A 21678-nucleotide genomic window follows, 5' to 3' on the forward strand; every position below is an offset into this window, starting at 1 on the left:
TCCGCCATCGCGAGGATCTCCGGCATCGCCTGATCGGGGAAGAAGTGCCCGCCGGGGAACACAGCGGTCGCCGAGCCACCGGAAGTCAGCCCGGCCCACGCGGTGGTGTCGTCGTCGTCGACCAGGTCGTCCTCAGACCCGCGCACCGCGACCACCGGCGCCTCCAGCGCGCCGGGGCCCGGCGCGGTGTACTGCTCGGCGATGCGCAGGTCAGCGCGCAGGGCCGGCAGGATCAGGCCCATGAAGTCGCGGTTCTCCAGGAGCTCGGCGGGCGTGCCACCGACGTCGGCCAGCCAGGCGGTCAGGTCGTCGTCGGACCACGTGCTGGCGCCGTCCAACGACGGCGCGCGCCGGTGCGACGCGGCGGCGAGAACCACCGCGGCGGGCGGCCGGCCCTCGGCCGTGAGGCGCCGCGCGGTCTCCACGGCGAGGTACGCGCCCATGCTGTGCCCGAACAGCACGAGCGGCCGGGCGTTGCCATCGGCGACCAGATCGACCTCCAACTCGGCCGCGATCAGGTCGACCGCCGCCGCGACGCTGGTCACCGGCTCCTGCCGCCACCGCGACTCACGGCCGGGCAGCCGCGCCGCCCGCACACGCCCGCCCCACGTCGCGGCGCCCAGGCCCGCGTAGGGGGCGACGCCGCGTCCGGAGGGCGGGAAGATCACAAGATCGCGACCCCCGTCCCCGGTTCCGCCGAGGTCGACGAGCGTGCGTTGCGGGTTCTGCTGCCGGGTCACATCAGTCACACGCGGCAGCGTAGTCAGCGTGCGCGGCTCGGTGTCCGTCGCTCCCCGCCCGTCACACCCCCGCCGTCAACTCCCCGCCGGTCGCTTCCCGCCTGTCACTCCCCGAGGAGCTGGGTGATCCGAGGACCGACGCGCTGCCGCAGGATCACCTCGGTGCGGGTCCGCAGCACGCCGGGGGTGGAGATGATCTCGCTGAACACCTCCTCGAGATGCGCGTGATCGCGGGCCACGACGCGGCAGACGATGTCGAACTCGCCGGCCACACTCATCACCTCGAGCACCTCGCGCACCCGCGCCAGTCCCTCGCAGGTCTCGTCGAGCTTCGCCTGCGCCATCTGGATGTGGACCAGCGCGCCGAGCGGGTAGCCGAGCGCCGACGGGTCGAGGGTCGGCGCCCAGGACGCGAGGACGCCGCGCGCCTCGAGCTTGTCGAGGCGGGCCTGCGCGGTGCCGCGGGCCACGGCGAGGCGGCGCGAGAACTCGCGCACCCCGACGCGGGGGTCGTCCATGACGATCTCCAGGAGTCGCCGGTCGGTGTCGTCGAGGTTGGGCGAGAAGTCCATGTGGTCACGATATACGACGACAATGTGGGCATCATGTGCAGTTCGCAGAGGAACTCACCGCGGAATATGTACACACTGCATGCCATTCCGCTGGCCGCGTGACGCGACTCACAATCGGGCTTAGCCTGTGAATCACGGATCACAAGTTCTCAAGGCTAGGTGTTGATCATGACCTCTCTACTGGGCTCCCCCTCCGGCACGCACAACGACCTCCCGCGGACCGGGCAGGCGGATGCCGGGTCCTTCTCCCTGGAGGACCGGTACACGCGCGAGAGCGGCACGGTGTTCCTCACCGGCATCCAGGCCCTGGTCCGCACGGTGCGCGACCGCGCGAGGCTGGACCGTCGGCAGAACCTGCTCACGGCGAGCCTCGTGAGCGGATACGAGGGCTCCCCGCTGGCGGGGTACGACCTCGAGTTGGCCAAACGGGGCAAATTCCTCACCCCGTACGACATCGTGCACCGCCCCGCCCTCAACGAGGAGGCCGGCGCCACCGCAGTGATGGGCTCACAACTGGCCCACCGCACCGGGACCCTGCGCGCCACCGCCAACACCGGCGGCCGGCCACTGCAGGGCGTGGTGGGCTACTGGTACGGCAAGGCTCCCGGCCTCGACCGCGCCACCGACGCGCTCCGGCACGCGAACCTCATCGGCACCGACCCCACCGGTGGTGCCGTGGTGATGGTGGGCGACGATCCGGGCGCCAAGTCCTCGACCGTCCCCTGCGCCTCCGAACTGGCGCTGGCCGATCTCTACATGCCGACGCTGTACCCGGCGGACTCCCAGGACGTGCTGGATTTCGGCGTCCACGCCGCACTCCTGTCGCGCACCTCGGGCCTGCTGTCGGCGCTGAAAATCTCGGCCCACGTCGCCGACGCCTCCTCCACCGCGATCGTCGACCCGGACCGGATCCTGCCGGTCTACGGCGACCTGGGCACGAGCCCCCACGTCCCGTCGGGCCAGCTGCTGGGCTCGAGCCTGATGGAGCTCGAGCAGAACCAGCTGACCATCCGCATCCCCCGCGCGCTCGAGTACGCGCGGCTCAACGGGATCAACCGGATCGTCCAGCGCACCGCCGACGACCGGATCGGGATCGTCGCCGCGGGCAAGACCTACCTCGACGTGCGCGAGTCACTGCGACGCCTGGGGTTGGACGACGACGAGCTCGCCCGCCGCGGTATCCGGATCCTCAAGCTCGGCATGGTCTACCCGCTCGAGCGCACGATCCTGGACGAGTTCATGGCGGGCCTCGACGAGGTGATCGTGGTCGAGGAGAAGCGCGACTTCATCGAGACCATGATCCGCGAGATCCACTTCCGCCGTCCCGACGTGGCCAACGTGGTGGGCAAGTCCCACGAGGACGGCTCGACCCTGTTCAGCCGCTTCGGCGAGCTCGACGTGGACTCGGTCACCCGCGGCCTGGCCCAGCGCCTGGGCAAGGTCCATGGCATCTCCTCGGCACAGGCCTGGCTCGACGGCCCGGCCCGCCCGCGGACCCGCATCTCGCTCCCCCTGGCCGCCACCCGCACCCCGTACTTCTGCTCGGGGTGCCCGCATAACAGCTCCACCAAGGTGGCCGACGGCACGCTCGTCGGCGCCGGGATCGGCTGCCACGCGATGGTGCTGATGATGGACGAGAAGCAGGTCGGCACCGTCACCGGCGTCACCCAGATGGGCGGCGAGGGCATCCAGTGGACGGGTATGTCCCCGTTCCTGGACGAGCGTCACCTCGTCCAGAACATCGGTGACGGCACATTCATGCACTCGGGCTCGCTCGCCCTGCGCTCGGCGGTGGCCTCGGGCGACAACATCACCTACAAGCTGCTCTTCAACGGCACCGTCGCCATGACCGGCGGACAGGATCCGGTGGGCCAGATGAGCCTTCCGGAGATGCTCCGCCTCCTTCAGGCCGAGAAGGTCGCGAAGATCGTCGTCACCACGGACAACATCAAGGCGACCAAAGCCCAGGGGCTGCCCCGCGGCGTCGAGGTCCGCGACCGTGTGGACACCCTGGAGATCCAGCAGGAACTGGCCGCCACTCCCGGCGTGACGGTGCTGGTCCACGATCAGTACTGCGCGGCCGAGAAGCGGCGGCACCGCAAGCGCGGCGAGTACCCGACGCCGGCGGAGAAGGTCGTGATCAACGAGCGCATCTGCGAGGGCTGCGGCGACTGTGGCGAGAAGTCCAACTGCCTGTCGGTCCACCCGGTGGACACGGAGTTCGGTCGCAAAACGCAGATCGACCAGTCGACCTGCAACTTCGACTTCTCGTGCCTGCAGGGCGACTGCCCCGCCTTCATGACCGTCGTCCCCGGCCAGAAGACCCGGCGAGTGGCCACCGCTCCCCCGCTCGCGTCCACGGATCTGCCGGATCCGACCGGCGCCACGGTCGACGCCGACCGTGGGTTCTCCCTGCGCCTGACCGGCATCGGTGGCACCGGCATCGTGACGGTCTCCGCCGTCCTGGCAACCGCCGCCGTGCTCGACGGGCGCTCCGCCCGCACCCTGGACATGACCGGCCTCGCGCAGAAGGGCGGCGCCGTGGTCTCCGACGTTCGGGTGAGCCGCGAACGGGTCGAGCAGCCGCCCAAGATCGGCGCGGGCGACTGCGACCTCTACCTCTGTTGTGACGGCCTGGTCGGCGCGGACAGCGTCAACCTCAAGGTCGCCAGCACCGAGCGGACGACGTCGGTGGTGTCCACGACGAAGATCCCCACCGGCTCGATGGTCATCGACACCTCGGTCCACTACCCGGCCGTCGCGGAGATCCAGGACGCGATCAACCGGGCTTCGGCCCGCGGCGTGTACCTCAACCCGGGCGAGCTCACGGAGAACCTCTTCGGCTCCACCCAGACGTCCAACATGCTCATGGTGGGTGCGGCCTACCAGAGCGGGGCGCTGCCGATCTCAGCCGACGCGATCGAGCGGGCCATTGAGCTCAACGGCGTCGCGGTGGAGGCCAACCTCCAGGCCTTCCGACGGGGTCGGCAGGTCGTCGCCGATCCGGAGGCCCTGTCCGAGCTGGTCTCGTCGCTGCACCGCCCGGTGTCCACCGGGACCTCCGAGCTGCACGTCGCGTCCCCTGCCGCCGAGCGCCTGCTCACCGGCCTGGGTGCCGAGGCCTCTGATGAGCTCCGCGCAGTCATGGCTCTGCGGGTGGACGAGCTGATCGGGTACCAGGACGAGGCCTACGCAGCCGACTACGTGCGCCGGGTCGAGGCCCTCCGCGCCGCGGCGGCCGGCCAGGAAGGCGCCGCGGGTACCGCGGCTGGTGCTGGTGCCGATGGCGGTGCTGGTGCCGGTGGCGGTGCTGGTGCCGGTGGCGCCGCATCCGAGCAGCTGGCGCTGGCCGTGGCTCGGAACCTGTACAAGCTCATGGCCTACAAGGACGAGTACGAGGTCGCCCGCCTCGCTGTGGACCCCGAGTTCGCCGCGCAGATGACCGAGGACTGGGGCGAGGGCGCTGTCGCGAATCTCAAGCTCCATCCGCCGATGCTCCAGGCAATGGGCATGAAGAAGAAGATCTCGATCGGCCCCAAGGCCATGCCGGCCATGAAGGCTCTGGCTCGCATGAAGCGCCTGCGTGGCACGCGACTGGACGTCTTCGGCTACGCCGAGGTCCGCCGGGTCGAGCGCGAGTTGCTCGCCGAGTACCGCGAGCTGGTCGACTCCTTCACCGCCGAGCTCGACCGCGTCGGTCCGGTCGGCAAGGACTCGGCCTGGCTGGCGACGGCGGTCGCAATCGCTGACCTACCCGACATGGTGCGTGGGTACGAGCACGTCAAGCTCGGCAACGTGACCCGCTACCGCGAGGAGCTGGCCCGCCTGCGGTCCGCACTCGGCTGACGTCCCGCCCCGCCCCTCCAGGAATTTACCCCGCCAGGAATCCGCTACTCCCCCTCCACATTCGCTACCCACGCGGCGGTAGCGGATCAGGAGCGGGAGTAGCGGATTTCGCGCGATAAGGACTAGCGGATTTCGTGCGGCAGGGGGTCGCGGATTTCGCGCGGGCGGGAGGAGCTCAGGCCCGCAACGCCGCCGAGGCCATCGCCGTGAGCACCCGGCGCAGCTCGTCCTCGGCCATCGCCGGCAGCCTGGGACTGGCGTTGAGCAGCCCGAACACGGCGTGGACGTGCGCCCGGGCATCGGTGGTACCCAGTTCGGGCCGCAGGAGCACCAGCGCATCGACCCACATCTCGGCGTACTCACGCTGCAGTCGACGCACCTCGTGTCGGGGCCCGGCCGGCAGCGACGCGAGGTCGCGGAACTGGACGCTGATCAGGTCGGGTTCGGTGGCCACGAAGTCCACGTGCACGGCGAGCAGGGCATCGAGCACGTCGGCAGGAGCGCCGCCCCGCTCGACCGCGGCCCGGCCACCGTCGCGGAGCCGCCGCGAGATGTCGAGCAGCATTTCGGCGAGCACGTCCTCCTTGGAGGAGAAGTAGCGATACATCCCGGGTCCGGAGATGCCCACCTCGGCGCCGATGTCGTCCAGCCGCACGCCGTGGAAGCCGCGGCGGGCCATGAGGCGAGCGGCGGCCACCACGATCTCGATGCGCCGCTGTGCCTTGGCCTGGGCGCGCGGGGTCAACGGGGCCGTGCCCTCCCTCAGCGGGGCCGTGCCCTCCCCCAGCGGGGCAGCCTCGCCCTGCTGATCCCGCGCGCCGGTGCCGGACATGTCAGTGGAAGAAGTGCCGGGCGCCGGTGAAGTACATGGTGATCCCGGCCTTCTCGGCGGCTTCGATCACCTCGGCGTCGCGGACGGACCCGCCGGGCTGGACCACTGCGCGGACGCCCGCTTCGGCGAGCACCTCGAGGCCGTCGGCGAACGGGAAGAAAGCGTCCGACGCGGCCACGGCGCCGGTCACCCGGTCGCCGGCGCGCTGCACGGCCAGTCGCGCGGAGTCCACGCGATTGACCTGCCCCATGCCCACGCCGACGGTCGCGCCGCCGGAGGCCAGCAGGATGGCGTTGGACTTGACCGCGCGGCACCCGCGCCACGCGAACAGCAGGTCGCGCAGGGTCTGCTCGTCGGCGTCGTCGCCGCACGCCTTGGTCCAGCCGGCCACCACGTCGCCGTCAGCGTCGAGGGAGTCACGCTGCTGCACCAGGACGCCACCGGAGATCTGCTTGCGCTCGAACTCGTCGGCGGCGGGCGGCTGTGCCTTTAGGATCCGGATGTTCTTCTTGCGCTGGAGGATCTCCACGGCACCGTCGGCGTACGACGGCGCGATGATCACCTCGGTGAAGATCTCGGCCACCTGCTCGGCCATCTCGACGCTCACCTCGCGGTTGGCGGCGATCACGCCACCGAACGCGCTGACGGGGTCGCACTCGTGGGCGGCGCGGTGCGCTGCGGCGATGTCGGCGTCGATCGCGATGCCGCACGGGTTGGCGTGCTTGATGATCGCCACGCACGGCTCGGCGTGGTCGAACGCGGAGCGCCACGCGGCGTCACCGTCGACGTAGTTGTTGTAGCTCATCTCCTTGCCGTGCAGCTGGCGGGCCTGCGCGAGGCCGGGTGCCGCGGCGGCGTCGGTGTAGAGGGCGGCGCTCTGGTGCGGGTTCTCGCCGTAGCGCAGCGTCGCGGCGCGGTCGAGGCTCTGCCCCAGCCAGACGGGGAACTCGACGGCGGTGTCACCGTCAGTGGCATCCATGCCCGCGTCAGCGCCCGCGCCGGAGGTCTGCTCGGTCATCCAGGTGGCCACCGCGACGTCGTAGGCGCCGGTGTGGCGGAACGCGGCGGCGGCGAGCGTGCGGCGCTGGTCGAGGCTGAACCCGCCGGCGGCGACGGCGTCGAGGGCCTCGCCGTAGCCGGCCGGGTCCACGAGGACGGCGACCGACGGGTGGTTCTTGGCCGCCGCGCGGACCATGGAGGGTCCCCCGATGTCGATCTGTTCGACGCAGGCGTCGTAGTCCGCGCCGGACGCCACCGTGTCGGTGAAGGGATAGAGGTTGACGACGACGAGCTCGAACGGCTGCACGTCGAGTTCGGCGATCTGCTCGAGGTGCTCGGGCTTACGCGTGTCGGCCAGGATGCCGGCGTGGACCCGCGGGTGCAGGGTCTTGACCCGACCTTCGAGGCACTCCGGGAACCCGGTCAGCGCGTCGACCGGCGTCACGTCGATCCCGGCGTCGGAGATGCGCTGCGCGGTGGAGCCTGTGGAGACGATCTCGACACCCGCATCCGCCAGCCCCTTGGCGAGCTCGGTGAGCCCGGTCTTGTCGTAGACGCTGATGAGGGCGCGGCGTACGGGCCTGCGGGAGTTGTCCGGCTGGGAGGTCACGATATGTACACCTTTCGACCTTCGATGTGGAGGCGACCGCGGGCGGCGGCAGCGATGACGTCGACGAGCAGTTCACGCTCGACGACCTTGATCCGTTCGTGCAGGGTTGCTTCGGTGTCGTCCGGGAGGACGTCGACGGCCCGTTGGGTGATGATCGGACCGGTGTCGACTCCCGAGTCGACGACGTGGACGGTGGATCCGGTGACGGACACCCCGTAGTCGAGCGCGTCGCGTACCGCGTGCGCGCCGGGGAACGACGGCAGCAGCGCGGGATGGGTGTTGATGACCCGGCTGGGGAACGCCTCGAGGAACGTCTGGCCGAGGATGCGCATGAACCCGGCGGAGACGACCCAGTCCGGCTCGAACTGCTGCACGGCATCCGTCAGGGCCCGGTTCCAGGCGGCGCGGTCCGCGTGGTCTCCGGGTGCGACGACCGTGGTGTCGACACCGGCGGCGCCGGCCCGGGTCACGGCCTCACAGTCACGGTCGGAGACGAGTGCGACGACGCGGTAGGGGCAATCCGAATCCGACGTCGCATCCACCACGCTCTGGGCGAGGGTCCCGGTCCCGGAGGCCAGGACGACGACCCGGGCTGCGGGCGCTCCGGCATTGTCGGGCTCGGCACTGACCACGTCCTGAAGCTCCTACCCGTCGATCGACCTGCCCGGGTCACCCGGGCACCGTGGTGAAGTCTAGTCGCCCGCCCCCGGGCGCTCGTCAGGGAGATCCGATGATCCGTCCTCGGCCCCGTCATCGAGCCCGTCATGAGAGCGGCCATCAGAGGTGGCGGACTCAGCATCCGCATCCGTAGTGGCCGGGTCGGTGTCCGCATCCGTCACTGCGGGGTCGGCATCCGCATCAGTCGGGACGGGGTCTGCGTCCGCGTCCTGTGCGGCGTCACTCTCCGCGCTCTCAGCCGTATCGGCAGCGCGACCGAAATCCCCGTCCACGACGTTCTGTGGGAGAGCGTCGTAGTTGTCGTCGTCGTTGTCGTCGTTCTCGTAGTCGTCGTCGCCGTCGGCCTCGACCTCACCGACCTCGCCCTCGTCCTCGTCCTCGTCCTCACCGACCCGGTCCTCGCCATCGGCCTCGTACCCACCGTCGTCGTAGTCGGCGTCATCGCGAGCATCGTCGATGTCGTCAGGGTCGTCGGGGTGGTTGCCGTCGTCATCGTCGTAATCGTCGTCGGCAGCGACGCCCGCACGACGGCGCCGGCGGGCGAGCTCACTCTCCGCACGCTCGCGACGGCGCGTCAACCCGGCGAGAGACAGGGCGATCGTCGTGGACCCGATGATCCCGAACATCAACAGCGCCATCCCGGCCGCGATCACCGCCCCGGTCCCCACCGTGCCCAGCACACCGAGCTCGCCGCCCGCCACCACCGGGGTGAGAAGCAGGAGCACCGCGACGATCGCCGCCGCGAGCCACGTCGCCTTGACCGCGTCGCCGGTCGTCCGGAACCAGTGCGCCACTGAGCGGGCCAGCACCGCGGCCACCACCACAGTCACCAGCAGCAGCCCCTGCACCACCCAGTGCGGGCTCGTCGTGGGCAGCGCCGCCGCGAGCGGAACCTCGGGCATCGGTCCGCGGGACAACGCGAACACGCTGTACGACGCCTCGCCCAGATGGGCCTCGCCACCCACGGTGAGCGCGGCACCGGCCATCACGACGTTCGGCAGGTACGCCACCGAGATAGCGGTCAACGCGGCCGTCCCCACGAAGCCCTTGCCGATCTCCAGGCTCGCCGCGATCGGATCCCACGCGAACAGGACGCCGATCAGCACCAGCGCCGCGGAGATCGCCCACGTCGCCCCGACGAAAGCGACTCCCAGATGAATGCCGCCCCGCACCCACATCGGCAGGATCTCCCGCAGCTCGTCGCGGAAGTACAGCCAGACGCCCAGGCCGGATCCGGTGATCCCGACCGCAGCAGTCCACGCCAGCGCGAGAGGCAGTGACGTCTCGCGCACGGCGAACTCCGATGCCGCGGAACTCACGAGCAGCGACGCCAGTCCCGTGAGCACCAGTCCCGCCACGGTCGCGCCGACAACTGCGGCGCCCGCCTCACGGGCGCCCGGCCGCTCGACATCTGCGAGTACTGCCCGCGTCTGCCGCGACAGCATCGCCACGTACAGCAGTGCCGGAAGCAGGGGCAGGAATCCGAGGCCGACCATGTCCACGGTCAGCGGCACGCGGTTGACGACGAGCCATTCCACGGCCACCACGGCGAACAGCGAATCGAACCCCCGAGCCGTGAACACGAGCACGCCCAGGGTGAGAACCGCCAGGACCAGCACGGTGACGATCACGGGGAGCGCCGCGGCCGCGGCGGTCCACAGCAACGACCCGGCGCCTGCGGGAGAGCGACGCGCGGCGGGCCGGATAACACGTTGGGGACTCACTCTGACCACCGTAGATACCCGCCTTGGAAGTGGCACCCCCGGCACGCCGCGACCCCCGCCATCCGGAGATGACGGGGGTCGCGGTGAAGGCTGGTCCTCCAGCTCAGTGATCGGTTCCGATCACAGGGAGTCGAGGATCTCCTTGGCGAGCTTGGCGGTCTCGGACGGCGTCTTGCCGACCTTCACGCCAGCGGCCTCGAGGGCCTCCTTCTTGGCCTGCGCGGTACCCGCGGAGCCGGAGACGATGGCGCCGGCGTGGCCCATGGTCTTGCCCTCGGGAGCCGTGAAGCCGGCGACGTAGCCGACGACCGGCTTGGTCACGTTGGCCTTGATGTACTCGGCGGCACGCTCCTCGGCGTCGCCACCGATCTCACCGATCATGACGATGACCTTGGTCTCGGGGTCCTTCTCGAACGCCTCGATGCAGTCGATGTGCGTTGTGCCGATGATCGGGTCACCACCGATGCCGATGGCGGTCGAGAAGCCGTAGTCCGACAGCTCGTACATCATCTGGTAGGTCAGGGTGCCCGACTTGGACACCAGGCCGACCGGGCCCTTGCCGGTGATGTTGGCCGGGGTGATGCCGACCAGCGACTCCTCCGGCGTGATGATGCCGGGGCAGTTGGGGCCGAGGATCCGGGTCTTGGAGCCCTTCGACACGTTGTAGTTGTGCGCGACGGCGGTGTCCAGAACCGGGGCACCCTCGGTGATGACCACGGCGAACGGGATCTCGGCGTCGACGGCCTCGATCATGGCGTCCTTGGTGAACGGCGGCGGGACGAAGAGGATCGTCGTGTCGGCGCCGGTGGCCTCCATGGCCTCGGCGACGGTGCCGAACACGGGGAGCTCGACGTCGTTCCCGTCCTTGTCCTTGTGGGACACGGTGGTGCCGGCCTTGCGTGCGTTGACGCCGCCGACGACCTGGGTGCCGGCCGCGAGCATGCGGGCGGTGTGCTTGGAGCCCTCGCCACCGGTGATGCCCTGGACGATGACCTTGCTGTCCTTGTTGAGGAAGATCGACATGTCTTCTGGTTCCTTCTCTTCCTACTTGGAGGCGAGCTCGGCGGCCTTGTCGGCGCCGGAGTCCATGTTGTCGGCCAGGGTGACGAGCGGGTGGTTCGCCTCCGCGAGGATCTTGCGACCCTCCTCGACGTTGTTGCCGTCCAGGCGCACGACGAGCGGCTTGTTGGCCTCGTCGCCGAGGATCTCCAGGGCCTTGACGATGCCGTTGGCCACCGCGTCACACGCGGTGATGCCGCCGAAGACGTTGACGAACACGCTCTTGACCTGCTCGTCACCGAGGATGACGTCCAGGCCGGCCGCCATGACCTCGGCTGAGGCGCCGCCGCCGATGTCGAGGAAGTTGGCGGGCTTGACGCCGTCGTGGTTCTCGCCGGCGTACGCGACGACGTCCAGGGTCGACATGACCAGACCGGCACCGTTACCGATGATGCCGACCTCACCGTCGAGCTTGACGTAGTTGAGGTCGTTCTCGGCGGCCTTCTGCTCGAGCGGATCGGTGGTGCCCGCATCGGCGAAGTCGGCGAAGACGTCCTGGTGACGGAACTCGGCGTTCTCGTCCAGGGTCACCTTGCCGTCGAGGGCCAGGATCTCGTCGTTCGGCGTGCGGACGAGCGGGTTGACCTCGACCAGCGACGCGTCCTCGTTCACGAACACCTCGTACAGCTTGGCGATGGTCACCGCTGCGGCGTCCAGCACCTCCTCCGGGAGGTGGCCGGCCTTCGCGATCTCGCGGGCCTTGGCCACGTCGACACCGACGGTGGGATCGATGCTGATCTTGGCGAGGCGGTCCGGGGACTCCTCGGCGACCTGCTCGATCTCGACGCCGCCCTCGACCGAGCACATGGCCAGGTAGTTGCGGTTCGCGCGATCGACGAGGAAGGAGATGTAGTACTCCTCGGCGATGTCGCTGGCCTCGGCCACGAGGAGCTTCTTGACGATGTGGCCCTTGATGTCCAGGCCCAGGATGTCCTCGGCCCGGGCACGGGCCTCCTTCGCATCCTCCGCCAGCTTGACGCCGCCGGCCTTGCCGCGGCCACCGACCTTTACCTGTGCCTTGACGACAACAGGCTTGCCGATCTCGGCCGCAACCTTCTCGGCCTCCTCCGCGGTGTCTGCGACGCGCCCCGGGGTGGTGGGCACGTCATGCTTCGCGAAAAGAGCCTTTGCCTGGTATTCAAAGAGATCCATCAGCTCACCATCTTGACGTGTAGATTCGCCCGGCATTGTTTTAAAGCCGAGTCATCCCTCATCCTAAGCGCCAGATGTGTCGCCCGTCGCACCTCGGGGGTGACAGTGTGGACTGAATCACAGCGGCGGCACCCATCGCCCGGCACGCGCGCATCAACGGAGCGACCACGGAGCGCCACTCACTCCTCGCAAGTGCGCCGCAATCACTGAAACACCACGAGTCACACGAATGTGATCCAGGCCTCACGAGCGCGGTTCCCACTGCCTTGCGGGGCCGTTGCCTTTCCGTTACCTTGGTCAAGGTCTTAATCACGAAATGATCACGGCGCGAAAACAGACACGGCACCACAGAGCTTTCGCAGGACAGAGGGGACACCACCACGGTGAACGAGTCGCATCAGGCAAGGCAAGCGACCCCTGTCGTCATTTCTCCCGCGGGCGCACACCGCCCCGGCCGTCACAGGATCCCGGCCCCGCCGACCGCCCTCCGCGGTCGCGCAGCCGTCGTCGCGATCGCCGCCGGTGCTGCCGTCTCCGCCGCGTCCGCCGGATCTGCCCTGGACTCTCCCGAGACCCACTCGACCGAGGCCGGCGACATCGCGCTTCTCGCCAACGGCGGCGAGGTCTCCACGATCCCCACCGAGTCGACCCCCGCGTCGAGCGCCCCCGTCACCCCGTCGGCCACGTCTCCCGTCGTGGTTCCTGCCGCCGTGGACGCCCCTGCCGACGAGAACGCCCAGTCGGCCATGCTCTACGCGGGCACCGCGATCAACGCCCAGCGTGAGATCGAGGAAGAGAAAGCGCGCCGTCCCAAGGTCGTCATCCCGGCCGTCGGCTCCTTTACCTCCCCGTTCGCGATGCGGTGGGGCTCGTTCCACGGGGGCATCGACATCGCCAACGCGGAGGGCACGCCGATCGTCGCCGCCACCGACGGCGTCGTGATCGACTCCGGACCGGCGCAGGGCTACGGCAACTGGATCCGAATCATGGCCGACGACGGGACCATGACGACCTACGGACACATGCAGACCCTCGACGTCGCCAAGGGCGACCGCGTCGTGGCCGGCCAGAAGATCGCCGGAATGGGCTCCCTCGGATTCTCCACCGGCTCGCACCTCCACTTCGAGGTCGAGGTCGACGGACAGAAGATCGACCCGGTCCTGTGGCTGCTCCAGCACGGCCTCGACATCATGGCCGGTGGCAGCTCCGAGTCCCCGCTCGGTTCACTCGGCAGCTGACCAGCACGCAACAGACTTCACCGAGAAGGGCTCCGGATTTCCTCCGGAGCCCTTCTCGGTTGTCCCGACTGGTCTGGCCGCTGCCTTACTCTGGCCGCTGCCGCTGCCTAGAGCTTCTGCATCGGGACTCCCCCGATGAGCATGAGCCGCACCTTGCCGGATGCCCCGAAGTCGATCGTTGCCGTGGCTCGTGGGCCGCTGCCGTCGCACGACAGGACCTTGCCCAGGCCGTACTTGTCGTGGGTGACACGGTCCCCCGGCGCGAGCTCGAGCGCAGGCGCCGACGAGCGGGCCCGCGGGATGCCCGACGAGCGCTCGGCACGCGACGACCGGCCACCGGAGCCGTAGCCGCCCGAGCCATAGCCCCCGCCCGAGCTGTAGCCCCCGCCGGAGCCGGAGCCACCCCCGCCGCCGAAGCGACGCCGCTGCGCGAACGAGTCGTCGTCGCCGAACCCGCCACCCCCGGCCGGTTCCTCCCGCTCCCACTCGATCGCCTCGGAGGGGATCTCCTCGAGGAACCGTGACCCCGGATTGGTCATGGGTTGGCCCCACGACGAGCGCATCATCGCCCGCGAGAGGAACAACCGTTTGCGGGCACGCGTGATGCCGACATACGCCAGCCGACGCTCCTCCGACAGCTCGGCCGGATCACCCAGCGCCCGCATGTGTGGGAACAGTCCGTCTTCCATGCCGACGAGGAACACGACGGGGAACTCCAGCCCCTTGGCCGTGTGCAAGGTCATCAATGTGACCTGCCCCTGGTCCTCGTCCGGGATCTGGTCGGCGTCCGCCACGAGCGAGACCCGCTCGAGGAACGCCGCTAATGAGCCGGGCGGAGCAAGCCCCTCGTCCAGATCCGCATCGGCGGCCGTGGGATCGCCGGCGGGATCGACTGCGGAGTCGCCTTCGCCCTCAGCTTCGGCACCCGGACCGAATCCCTGCTCTCGCGCGGACAGCTGCAGCGCGGCCTCCGACGAGAACTCCCGGCCCACGCCCACCAACTCGTTGAGGTTGTCCAGGCGTGCGGCGTCCTGCGGATCGTTGGAGGACTCCAGTTCGGCGCGGTATCCCGTACGGTCCAGGACCGCCTCCACCAGCTCACCGATATCGGGCACCGGGCCCTCGCCACCGGCGTGACCGTCCCCCTCGAGTCGCGTCCGCAGCTCGTCGAGCAGCGAGACGAACCCGGCGATCGCGTTGACGGACCGAGTCGGCAGCAGCGAGACCTTCCCGTCGGCCGCATCGCGCAGGGCCTCGGCGAACCCGATCCCCCGCTGCTCGGCATGCACCACGACGCAGGCCTCGGCCCGATCGCCGATCCCGCGACGCGGGGTGTTGAGGATCCGCCGGATCGCCACCGCGTCCTCGGGATTACTCAGCGCCTTGAGGTAGGCGACGATATCGCGCACCTCCTTGCGCTCGAAGAACCGGGTCCCGCCCACGACCTTGTAGGGCAGACCCAGCCGCACGAACACGTCCTCGATCACGCGGGACGAGTTGTTGGTGCGGTAGAACACGGCCACGTCCGAATAGGAGTAGTCGCCGGAGTCCACCAGCCGGTCGATCTCGCCGGCGATGTACCGGGCCTCGTCGTGCTCGTTGTCCGCGACGTACCCGGTCAGCAGCTCGCCGGTGCCCTCGCTGGTCCACAGGTTCTTCTCGCGCCGCCCCGCATTGCGGGAGATCACCGCGTTGGCCGCCGACAGGATGGTCTGTGTGGAGCGGTAGTTCTGCTCGAGCAGGATCGACGTGGCATCCGGGTAGTCGTGCTCGAAATCCTCGATATTCCGGATGGTGGCGCCGCGGAACGCGTAGATCGACTGGTCCGCGTCACCGACGACACACAATTCAGCCGGGGGCACGCCCACCTCGTCGTCGTCGTACCCCTCGCCCTCCCCGCTCGCCCCGCCGACGAGCGTGCGGACCAGAACGTACTGGGCGTGGTTGGTGTCCTGGTACTCGTCCACCAACACGTGCCGGAACCGACGCCGGTAGTACGCCGCGACCTGGGGATGCGCGCGCAGCAGCGCGACGGTCTCACCGATCAGATCGTCGAAATCGAAAGCGTTGGCCGACTGCAACCGTGCCTGGTACTCGGTGTAGACGGACGCCACCGTCTGCGCCGTGCGATCGGAGTCCTCGAGGGCCCGGTCCATCGCCTCGGCCGGATCGCGTAGCTCGTTCTTGTGGTTCGAGATGGCCGTGGCGAGCATGCGCGGCGTGAACTTCTTGACCTCGAGGTGCTGCTCCTTGGCGATCATGCCGAGCAGGCGCCGGGAGTCGTCCGAATCATAGATCGTGAAATTGGAGTTGCGCGTGCCGAGCAACTCCGACTGTGCGCGCAGGATCCGCACGCAGATCGAGTGGAAGGTGGCCACCCACATGCGCTCGGCGTGCGGACCCACCAGCGTGGCCACGCGCTCGCGCATCTCGGCCGCCGCCTTGTTGGTGAAGGTGATGGCCAGGATCTGCCCCGGGTGCGCTCCCCCCTCCGCCAACAGATAGGCGATCCGACGCGTGAGGACGCTGGTCTTCCCCGATCCGGCACCGGCCACGATCAACAACGGGCCGCCGCGGTGGACGACCGCGGCGGCCTGCTGGGGATTGAGCCCCTGCAACAGGGGCGAATCGGACGCAGTGGTGACAGACGCTGTGGAGACGGACGCTGGAGCGCCGTGAGCGGGACTGGCGGGAGCGGGGGTGGTGTCGGTCATCGTGGGTACCAATCTACCCACCGTGTCCGACACCGGGCCGGTGCGCGGGTCAGCGCTTGGTGGCCGCCATGAACTCCTCCACCTGCGCCGCGTTGGCGGTCAGCTTCGGGTCGTTGTCCAGGTAGCGCCTGGTCTCGCGGACGATGAGGCCGGACAGGACCAGCAGGCCGATGAGGTTCGGGATCGCCATGAGCCCGTTCATCACGTCGGCGAAGTTCCACACGACCTCGAGCTCGGTGACCGCGCCGAGGAACACCACGCAGGTGAACACGAGGCGGTACGGGATCACGCCGCCGGCGCCGACGAGACGCTCCATGCACCGTTCGCCATAGTACGACCAGCCGAGGATGGTGGAGAACGCGAAGAACGCGATCGACACGGCCACGAGCTTGTCGCCCTCGGGGATGGCGGAGGCGAAGGCGTCGGCGGTCATGGTGCCGGCGTGGTCGCCGCCCTGCTGCCAGGCACCGGAGGTGACCAGCACCAGGCCGGTGAAGGTCACCACGATGATGGTGTCGATGAACGTCTGGGTCATGGAGACCAGTCCCTGGCGGGTCGGGTGCGAGGTCTTGGCCGCGGCGGCCGCGATGGCCGCCGAGCCCATACCGGACTCGTTGGAGAAGATGCCGCGCGCGACACCCATCTGGATGGCGTAGAGAACCGCGGAGCCGGCGAAACCGCCCACGGCCGAGGTGCCGGTGAACGCGTCGGAGAACACGAGCGCGAACGCGTCGGGAATGGCCTCGGCGTTGACGACCAGCACGACGAGGCCGCCGATGATGTAGAGCAGGATCATGAGCGGCACGAACCCGGCGGTGACGCGACCGATCGACTTGATGCCGCCGAGCAGCACGGCGCCGGTGAGGACGAACATCACGATGCCGGTCACGAGGTGCGGCACGCCGAACGAGTTCTCGAGCTGGGTCGCCACGGCGTTGCCCTGCGTCATGTTGCCGATGCCGAAGCTCGCCAGCACGGCGAACACCGCGAACACGATCGACAGGACCAGGCCGATCTTGCCACCGGTCTTGCCGAACACCTCGGCGAAGCCGCGGTGGAGGTAGTACTGCGGGCCACCGGACTGTTCACCGCGCGCGTCGGTGACGCGGTAGCGCACGCCGAGGAACGCCTCGGAGTACTTGGACGCCATGCCGACGAGCGCGGTGACCCACATCCAGAACAGGGCGCCGGGTCCACCGAGGGCGATGGCCGTGGCCACGCCGACGATGTTGCCCACGCCGACCGTGGCCGCGAGCGCGGTGGTCAGTGCCTGGTACTGGGAGATGTCCCCCTCGCCGCCGTCGTCCTTGCGGTCGAGCAGGCCGAGTCGCAGCGCAGGTCCGAGCTTGCGGAACTGCAGTGCGCGCAGCCGGATCGTCAGGATCAGGCCTGTGCCCAGCAGCAGTGGGATGAGGACGAAGGGTCCCCAGATGACGGAACCGATGTCCGAGAGAATCGTGTTGAAACTTTCCACGGGCGAAAACACTAGACGGTCATGTGCCCGCCGACACACGTAGTGGGATAATTCCGGAATGACCATCGACCCCGCCGGTACCGACGACCCGCTGTCCGAGGCCGAGATCCAGGAACTGCGCCTGGAGATCGACCGTCTCGACGCCGAGATCCTCGAGGCGATCCAGCGTCGCAGCGAGATCTCCAGGCGCATCGGCCGCACGCGTATGCAGTCGGGCGGCACGAAGCTCGTCCACACCCGTGAGCTCAAGGTGTACGAGCGGTTCTCGGTCCTCGGTCAGGAGGGGCAGACCCTGGCGGGCATGCTGCTGCGCCTGGGTCGCGGCCGACTGGGGCAGTAGCGGCTCAGCGCGGTAGCGACTCAGCACAGGTGGGTCTCAGCCCGGCCCGCGCCGCCCCGCCGTGGACGCGAAGCCGAGCCACGTGTGGTGGTTCTTCGCCCAGCACCATCCGAGCTTGGGCGCGCCCTTGTTCTCCCGACCGTCCCGCCCGGTCCCGCCGCTGATCCACAGGGCCGGGGTCCGCGCGTCGAGGCCGCCTGTCGTCTTGCGCTTGCGGGAGCCGATGCACATGAAGCACGCGCCGGGTTCGAGCGCCTCCGGTTGTTGGAGGAGCCAGCTGACGCCTTCCGACACCGTCAGCGGCGTGCGCCCGCGCGCGAGAAGTTCGGGGTGCGCGTCGGCGGGTGTCCACCCGAGCATGTCGTCGCCGCGGGTGACGTCGCGGACGAGGTAGAGCGGGGCGTCCGGGAGGGTGATGTCGTCGGTGGGGGTGAAGTCGGCGAGGTCGGTCATGTCGACGACGACGAAGCCCGCCTTTCCCTCGCGGCGCGTGAGCTCTGCCAGTCGCGAGGTCGGCACGAGGGACGGGTGCACGGCGAGCAGCGCTGCGGATTCGGTCCCGCTGTGCGCGGGCGCCGCCGAGTCGGGTGCCCCTGCATGCCCGGCAGCCTCCACCTGTTCGGAAGCCTCCCCGGGAGCCTCCACCTGGCCGGAAGCCCCTGCATGCCAGGAAGCCTGGTCGAGCCCCGCCGCCAGCGTGCGGAGCTGCTCGGCCGAGATCCCGGCGAGTTCGGGCACCCCGAGTTCGACGAGCTGCTCGGCCTGGTCGGCAACAGACGGAAGAGTGGCCACGAAGTCGGCGGTGTCGGGGCGAGCCGAGGAGTGAGCTGAGTGATCAGCTGAGGGATGACCTGCGCGATGAACTGAGGGGTCATCCGAGGGGTGAGCAGTCTGGGAGTCGGTCGGGGGAACGCTGGGGTTAACGCTGGGAGACACGTGTGAGCAACACCCGCGTCCGCCCGGGCATTCCCGGCTAATCTGGCAGGCATGACGGACATCAGCACGACCGAGCAGTGGACAGCTGTAGAGGATCTGGTTCCCTCCATCGGCGAGGTCTCACTCCGGGAGTTGTTCGCCGACGATCCGGAGCGGGGTCGGCGCATGTCGATCACCGCCGGCGATCTCCACATCGATCTGTCGAAGCACCTCGTCACCGACGAGATCCTCTCCGCACTAACCGATCTCGCCGACAGCGCCCGGTTGTCGGCGAAACGTGCCGCAATGTTCCGTGGAGATCACATCAACACGACAGAGGACAGGTCGGTCCTCCATACGGCGCTCCGCCTCCCGGCCGATGCCGACCTCGTCGTCGACACCATCGACGTGGTCTCCGACGTCCACGCGGTACTCGCCCGCATGACGGCGTTCGCGAACAAGGTACGCACCGGCGAGTGGCGCGGGCACACCGGCAAACGCATCGACACGGTCGTCAACATCGGGATCGGCGGCTCCGACCTCGGCCCGGTCATGGTCGACAAGGCTTTGCGTCATCTCCACACCGGCGGTATCCGGGCGTTCTTCGTCTCCAATGTCGACCCGTCCGACCTCACGGCGAAACTCGCGCAGGTCGATCCCGAGACAACGCTTGTCGTGGTGTCCTCCAAGACGTTCACCACGCAGGAGACCATGACCAACGCGCACGCGGCGCGGCGACACTTCGTCGACGCGCTCGGAGCAGACGACGCGGTCGCCTCGCACTTCGTCGCGGTATCCACCGCGGCGGACGAGGTCCGTGAGTTCGGGATCGACGCGGACCATATGTTCGAGTTCTGGGACTGGGTCGGCGGACGCTATTCCGTCTCCTCCGCGATCGGGCTGTCAGTCATGCTCACAGTGGGTCCGCCGGCGTTCATCGAACTCCTCGAGGGCTTCCACATCATGGACGAGCATTTCGCCACCGAGCCCGCAGACCGCAACGCTCCTGTCCTCATGGCCCTGCTCGGCATCTGGTACACGTGCTTCCTCGGCGCGCAGTCCAAGGCCGTGATCCCGTACCAGCAGGACCTCACGCGATTCCCGGCCTACCTGCAGCAACTCACCATGGAGTCACTGGGCAAGTCGGTCCGCCTCGACGGTTCGGACGTCACCTACCCCACCGGAGAGATCTACTGGGGCGAGCCGGGAACCAACGGCCAGCACGCCTTCTTCCAACTCCTCCACCAGGGCACACAGCTGGTGCCGATCGACTTCATCGGCGTCGCGATCCCCCACGAGGACCTACCGACCATCGACGGGTCCGGCTCGATGCACGACCTGCTCATCGCGAACATGTTCGCGCAGTCGCGGGTGCTCGCGTTCGGCAAGACCGAGGAGGAGGTGCTCGCCGACGGCGTGGATCCCGTCCTCGCGCCGCACAAGGTCATGCCGGGGAACCGGCCCAGCACCACGATCCTCGCACCGTCCCTGTCCCCCGGCGTACTCGGTCAGCTCATCGCGCTCTACGAACACGTGGTGTTCTCCCAGGCCGCGATCCTGGACATCAACGCCTTCGACCAGTGGGGCGTCGAGCTCGGTAAGAAGCAGGCCGGAGCACTGATGGAAGCGCTGACCGCCGAAGCCCATCCCGGCGACCAGTTCGACTCCTCCACCGATTCGCTGGTCGAGATCTACCGCGAGGCGCGTGGCCGACGCTGATCTGGTCACGGCAGAGGCTTGGCCCCTACCTGCCGATCTCCGGATGGCTGTCGGAACTCCATGACATCGTGAGCCCATGGCGACAATCTTCTGCACCGCGACCAGCCTCGACGGATACCTTGCTGACGATCAGGAGAGCCTGTCCTGGCTGTTCGCCACCGAGGCGGGCTCACCGCCGGTCGACTATCCCGATGACTCGGGGGCGGCGTCCGGGGCCGACACTGGACCTGATTCCGGGGTAGACCTCCCCCGCCTCCACTTCTCACGGTTCTTCGCCGGGGTCGGCGCAATTGTCAGCGGATATAACACCTTTGATTGGGTACGCCGCGACGTGACATCGAACGGCAAGCCGTTTGTCTGGCCGTACACGCAGCCCACCTGGATCGTGACACATCGCGATCCTGAGCCCCTGCCCGGAGTGAAGTACTTCACTGGTGACGTGGCCGAGCTGCATCCGACACTTCTCGAGGCCGCCGGAGGCAAGGACATCTGGGTCCTCGGCGGGGGCGACCTCGCGGGACAGTTCGCCGATCACGGACTCCTCGATCAGGTCTGGATCCATCAGTGCCCCGTCACGCTCGGCGAAGGACGCCCGCTTCTGCCACGCCGCCTCCGGTTGCACAGGCAAGACGTGGAAACCGACGGCCAGTTCACCGCGATGCTCTTCGACGTCGTAGGCCCAGAACCGCGCGTATAGGTGCACTGCCCACCCACGTTGTGCGTGGTGTGAGGCCCGCAAGTACTTTCCCGCCCTAGATCTGCTGCCAGGCTGTTCCCGCATGTCCGGCCAACCCCGGCCATGCCCAGCAATCCCCAGCCAACCACCCAATACCGTTACCAAATCTAGACCGCACGTTCGAATAGGTGCCCGTACACTAGAAATCAGGTTCGAAGTAGCGAGGCAGGTTTAAGTAGCGAACGGCGGCGAGAAGAGGGGGCACCGATGGGCACCACAGCCGATGGCGCTTCCACCCCACCGTCCAGCCAGCCGTCCGGTCGCCGTTCCGGCTCGTCGTCCGACCTGCTCACCGAGGCGACCGGAGCCCTGCGTGCGGGGTGGGAGGCG

16 protein-coding genes are annotated in these 21678 nt (G+C 68.8%); 5 read left to right on the forward strand and 11 right to left on the reverse strand.

Annotated elements, in window-relative coordinates; all coding sequences use genetic code 11:
- Positions 1–749 (reverse strand): thioesterase II family protein (locus OPF83_RS16460; protein WP_264888718.1); only part of this gene is annotated, 749 nt, incomplete at its 3' end.
- 95 nt (positions 750–844) lie between these two features.
- Positions 845–1312: an Lrp/AsnC family transcriptional regulator gene (locus OPF83_RS16465; protein WP_264888719.1), complete on the reverse strand. Its 468-nt coding sequence runs from the start codon at positions 1310–1312 to the stop codon at positions 845–847.
- 168 nt (positions 1313–1480) lie between these two features.
- Between OPF83_RS16465 and OPF83_RS16470 the strand changes: the two genes are divergently transcribed.
- Positions 1481–5158 (forward strand): indolepyruvate ferredoxin oxidoreductase family protein, encoded by a 3678-nt coding sequence (locus OPF83_RS16470; RefSeq protein WP_264888720.1) that lies wholly within the window; start codon positions 1481–1483, stop codon positions 5156–5158.
- Positions 5159–5333: 175 nt separating this feature from the next.
- Here the strand turns inward: OPF83_RS16470 and OPF83_RS16475 are convergent, their stop codons facing one another.
- The 6 genes from OPF83_RS16475 to sucC form a co-directional block, all read right to left on the reverse strand.
- Positions 5334–5990 (reverse strand): TetR/AcrR family transcriptional regulator, encoded by a 657-nt coding sequence (locus OPF83_RS16475; RefSeq protein WP_264888721.1) that lies wholly within the window; start codon positions 5988–5990, stop codon positions 5334–5336.
- Position 5991: 1 nt separating this feature from the next.
- The gene (gene purH / locus OPF83_RS16480; RefSeq protein ID WP_264888722.1) at positions 5992–7599 is read right to left on the reverse strand and encodes a bifunctional phosphoribosylaminoimidazolecarboxamide formyltransferase/IMP cyclohydrolase; all 1608 of its coding nucleotides are present in this window, start codon (positions 7597–7599) and stop codon (positions 5992–5994) included.
- Positions 7596–8231: a phosphoribosylglycinamide formyltransferase gene (gene purN / locus OPF83_RS16485; protein WP_264888723.1), complete on the reverse strand. Its 636-nt coding sequence runs from the start codon at positions 8229–8231 to the stop codon at positions 7596–7598. The genes purH and purN overlap by 4 nt, the downstream gene beginning before the upstream one ends.
- A 60-nt stretch (positions 8232–8291) precedes the next feature.
- Positions 8292–10001 (reverse strand): DUF6350 family protein, encoded by a 1710-nt coding sequence (locus OPF83_RS16490; protein ID WP_264888724.1) that lies wholly within the window; start codon positions 9999–10001, stop codon positions 8292–8294.
- Positions 10002–10121: 120 nt separating this feature from the next.
- A complete protein-coding gene (sucD, locus tag OPF83_RS16495; RefSeq protein WP_264888725.1) occupies positions 10122–11024 on the reverse strand; it encodes a succinate--CoA ligase subunit alpha in 903 nt (300 codons plus the stop codon).
- Between the two features lie 21 nt (positions 11025–11045).
- Positions 11046–12212, reverse strand: coding sequence for an ADP-forming succinate--CoA ligase subunit beta (gene sucC, locus OPF83_RS16500; RefSeq protein ID WP_264888726.1), 1167 nt, complete (start codon positions 12210–12212; stop codon positions 11046–11048).
- A 383-nt stretch (positions 12213–12595) separates the two neighbouring features.
- Here sucC and OPF83_RS16505 point away from each other — a divergent pair, with 383 nt between their 5' ends.
- Positions 12596–13450, forward strand: a complete 855-nt coding sequence (locus OPF83_RS16505; RefSeq protein ID WP_264888727.1) for a M23 family metallopeptidase — start codon at positions 12596–12598, stop codon at positions 13448–13450.
- A gap of 107 nt (positions 13451–13557) precedes the next feature.
- On the opposite strand, the gene OPF83_RS16510 is transcribed toward OPF83_RS16505, so the two are convergent.
- Complete coding sequence (locus tag OPF83_RS16510; RefSeq protein ID WP_264888728.1) at positions 13558–16164, reverse strand: UvrD-helicase domain-containing protein; 2607 nt, start codon at positions 16162–16164, stop codon at positions 13558–13560.
- 49 nt (positions 16165–16213) lie between these two features.
- Positions 16214–17638, reverse strand: coding sequence for a sodium:alanine symporter family protein (locus OPF83_RS16515; RefSeq protein ID WP_264888729.1), 1425 nt, complete (start codon positions 17636–17638; stop codon positions 16214–16216).
- A gap of 58 nt (positions 17639–17696) precedes the next feature.
- On the opposite strand from OPF83_RS16515, the gene OPF83_RS16520 reads away from it, so the two are divergent.
- On the forward strand, positions 17697–17978 hold the full coding sequence (locus tag OPF83_RS16520) for a chorismate mutase (RefSeq protein ID WP_264888730.1): 282 nt from the start codon (positions 17697–17699) through the stop codon (positions 17976–17978).
- 36 nt (positions 17979–18014) lie between these two features.
- Here OPF83_RS16520 and OPF83_RS16525 read toward each other — a convergent pair whose 3' ends face one another.
- On the reverse strand, positions 18015–18770 hold the full coding sequence (locus OPF83_RS16525; protein WP_264888731.1) for a DUF5701 family protein: 756 nt from the start codon (positions 18768–18770) through the stop codon (positions 18015–18017).
- A gap of 195 nt (positions 18771–18965) precedes the next feature.
- On the opposite strand from OPF83_RS16525, the gene pgi reads away from it, so the two are divergent.
- Both pgi and OPF83_RS16535 read left to right on the forward strand, forming a co-directional pair.
- Positions 18966–20612, forward strand: coding sequence for a glucose-6-phosphate isomerase (gene pgi, locus OPF83_RS16530; RefSeq protein WP_264888732.1), 1647 nt, complete (start codon positions 18966–18968; stop codon positions 20610–20612).
- A 76-nt stretch (positions 20613–20688) separates the two neighbouring features.
- Positions 20689–21309 carry a dihydrofolate reductase family protein gene (locus OPF83_RS16535; RefSeq protein WP_264888733.1) on the forward strand — a complete coding sequence of 207 codons (621 nt, stop codon included), beginning with the start codon at positions 20689–20691 and terminating at the stop codon, positions 21307–21309.
- Positions 21310–21678: the final 369 nt, after the last annotated feature.

It is taken from the genome of Dietzia sp. NCCP-2495, from assembly GCF_026011735.1.
Taxonomy (GTDB): Bacteria; Actinomycetota; Actinomycetes; order Mycobacteriales; family Mycobacteriaceae; genus Dietzia.

Excerpts from the sequence above, each read along its gene's own strand:
- OPF83_RS16465 (WP_264888719.1), bottom strand. The coding sequence starts at position 1,312 with ATGGACTTCTCGCCCAACCTCGACGACACCGACCGGCGACTCCTGGAG.
- OPF83_RS16470 (WP_264888720.1), top strand. The coding sequence starts at position 1,481 with ATGACCTCTCTACTGGGCTCCCCCTCCGGCACGCACAACGACCTCCCG.
- OPF83_RS16475 (WP_264888721.1), bottom strand. The coding sequence starts at position 5,990 with ATGTCCGGCACCGGCGCGCGGGATCAGCAGGGCGAGGCTGCCCCGCTG.
- sucD (WP_264888725.1), bottom strand. The coding sequence starts at position 11,024 with ATGTCGATCTTCCTCAACAAGGACAGCAAGGTCATCGTCCAGGGCATC.
- sucC (WP_264888726.1), bottom strand. The coding sequence starts at position 12,212 with ATGGATCTCTTTGAATACCAGGCAAAGGCTCTTTTCGCGAAGCATGAC.
- OPF83_RS16510 (WP_264888728.1), bottom strand. The coding sequence starts at position 16,164 with ATGACCGACACCACCCCCGCTCCCGCCAGTCCCGCTCACGGCGCTCCA.
- OPF83_RS16520 (WP_264888730.1), top strand. The coding sequence starts at position 17,697 with ATGACCATCGACCCCGCCGGTACCGACGACCCGCTGTCCGAGGCCGAG.
- pgi (WP_264888732.1), top strand. The coding sequence starts at position 18,966 with ATGACGGACATCAGCACGACCGAGCAGTGGACAGCTGTAGAGGATCTG.
- OPF83_RS16535 (WP_264888733.1), top strand. The coding sequence starts at position 20,689 with ATGGCGACAATCTTCTGCACCGCGACCAGCCTCGACGGATACCTTGCT.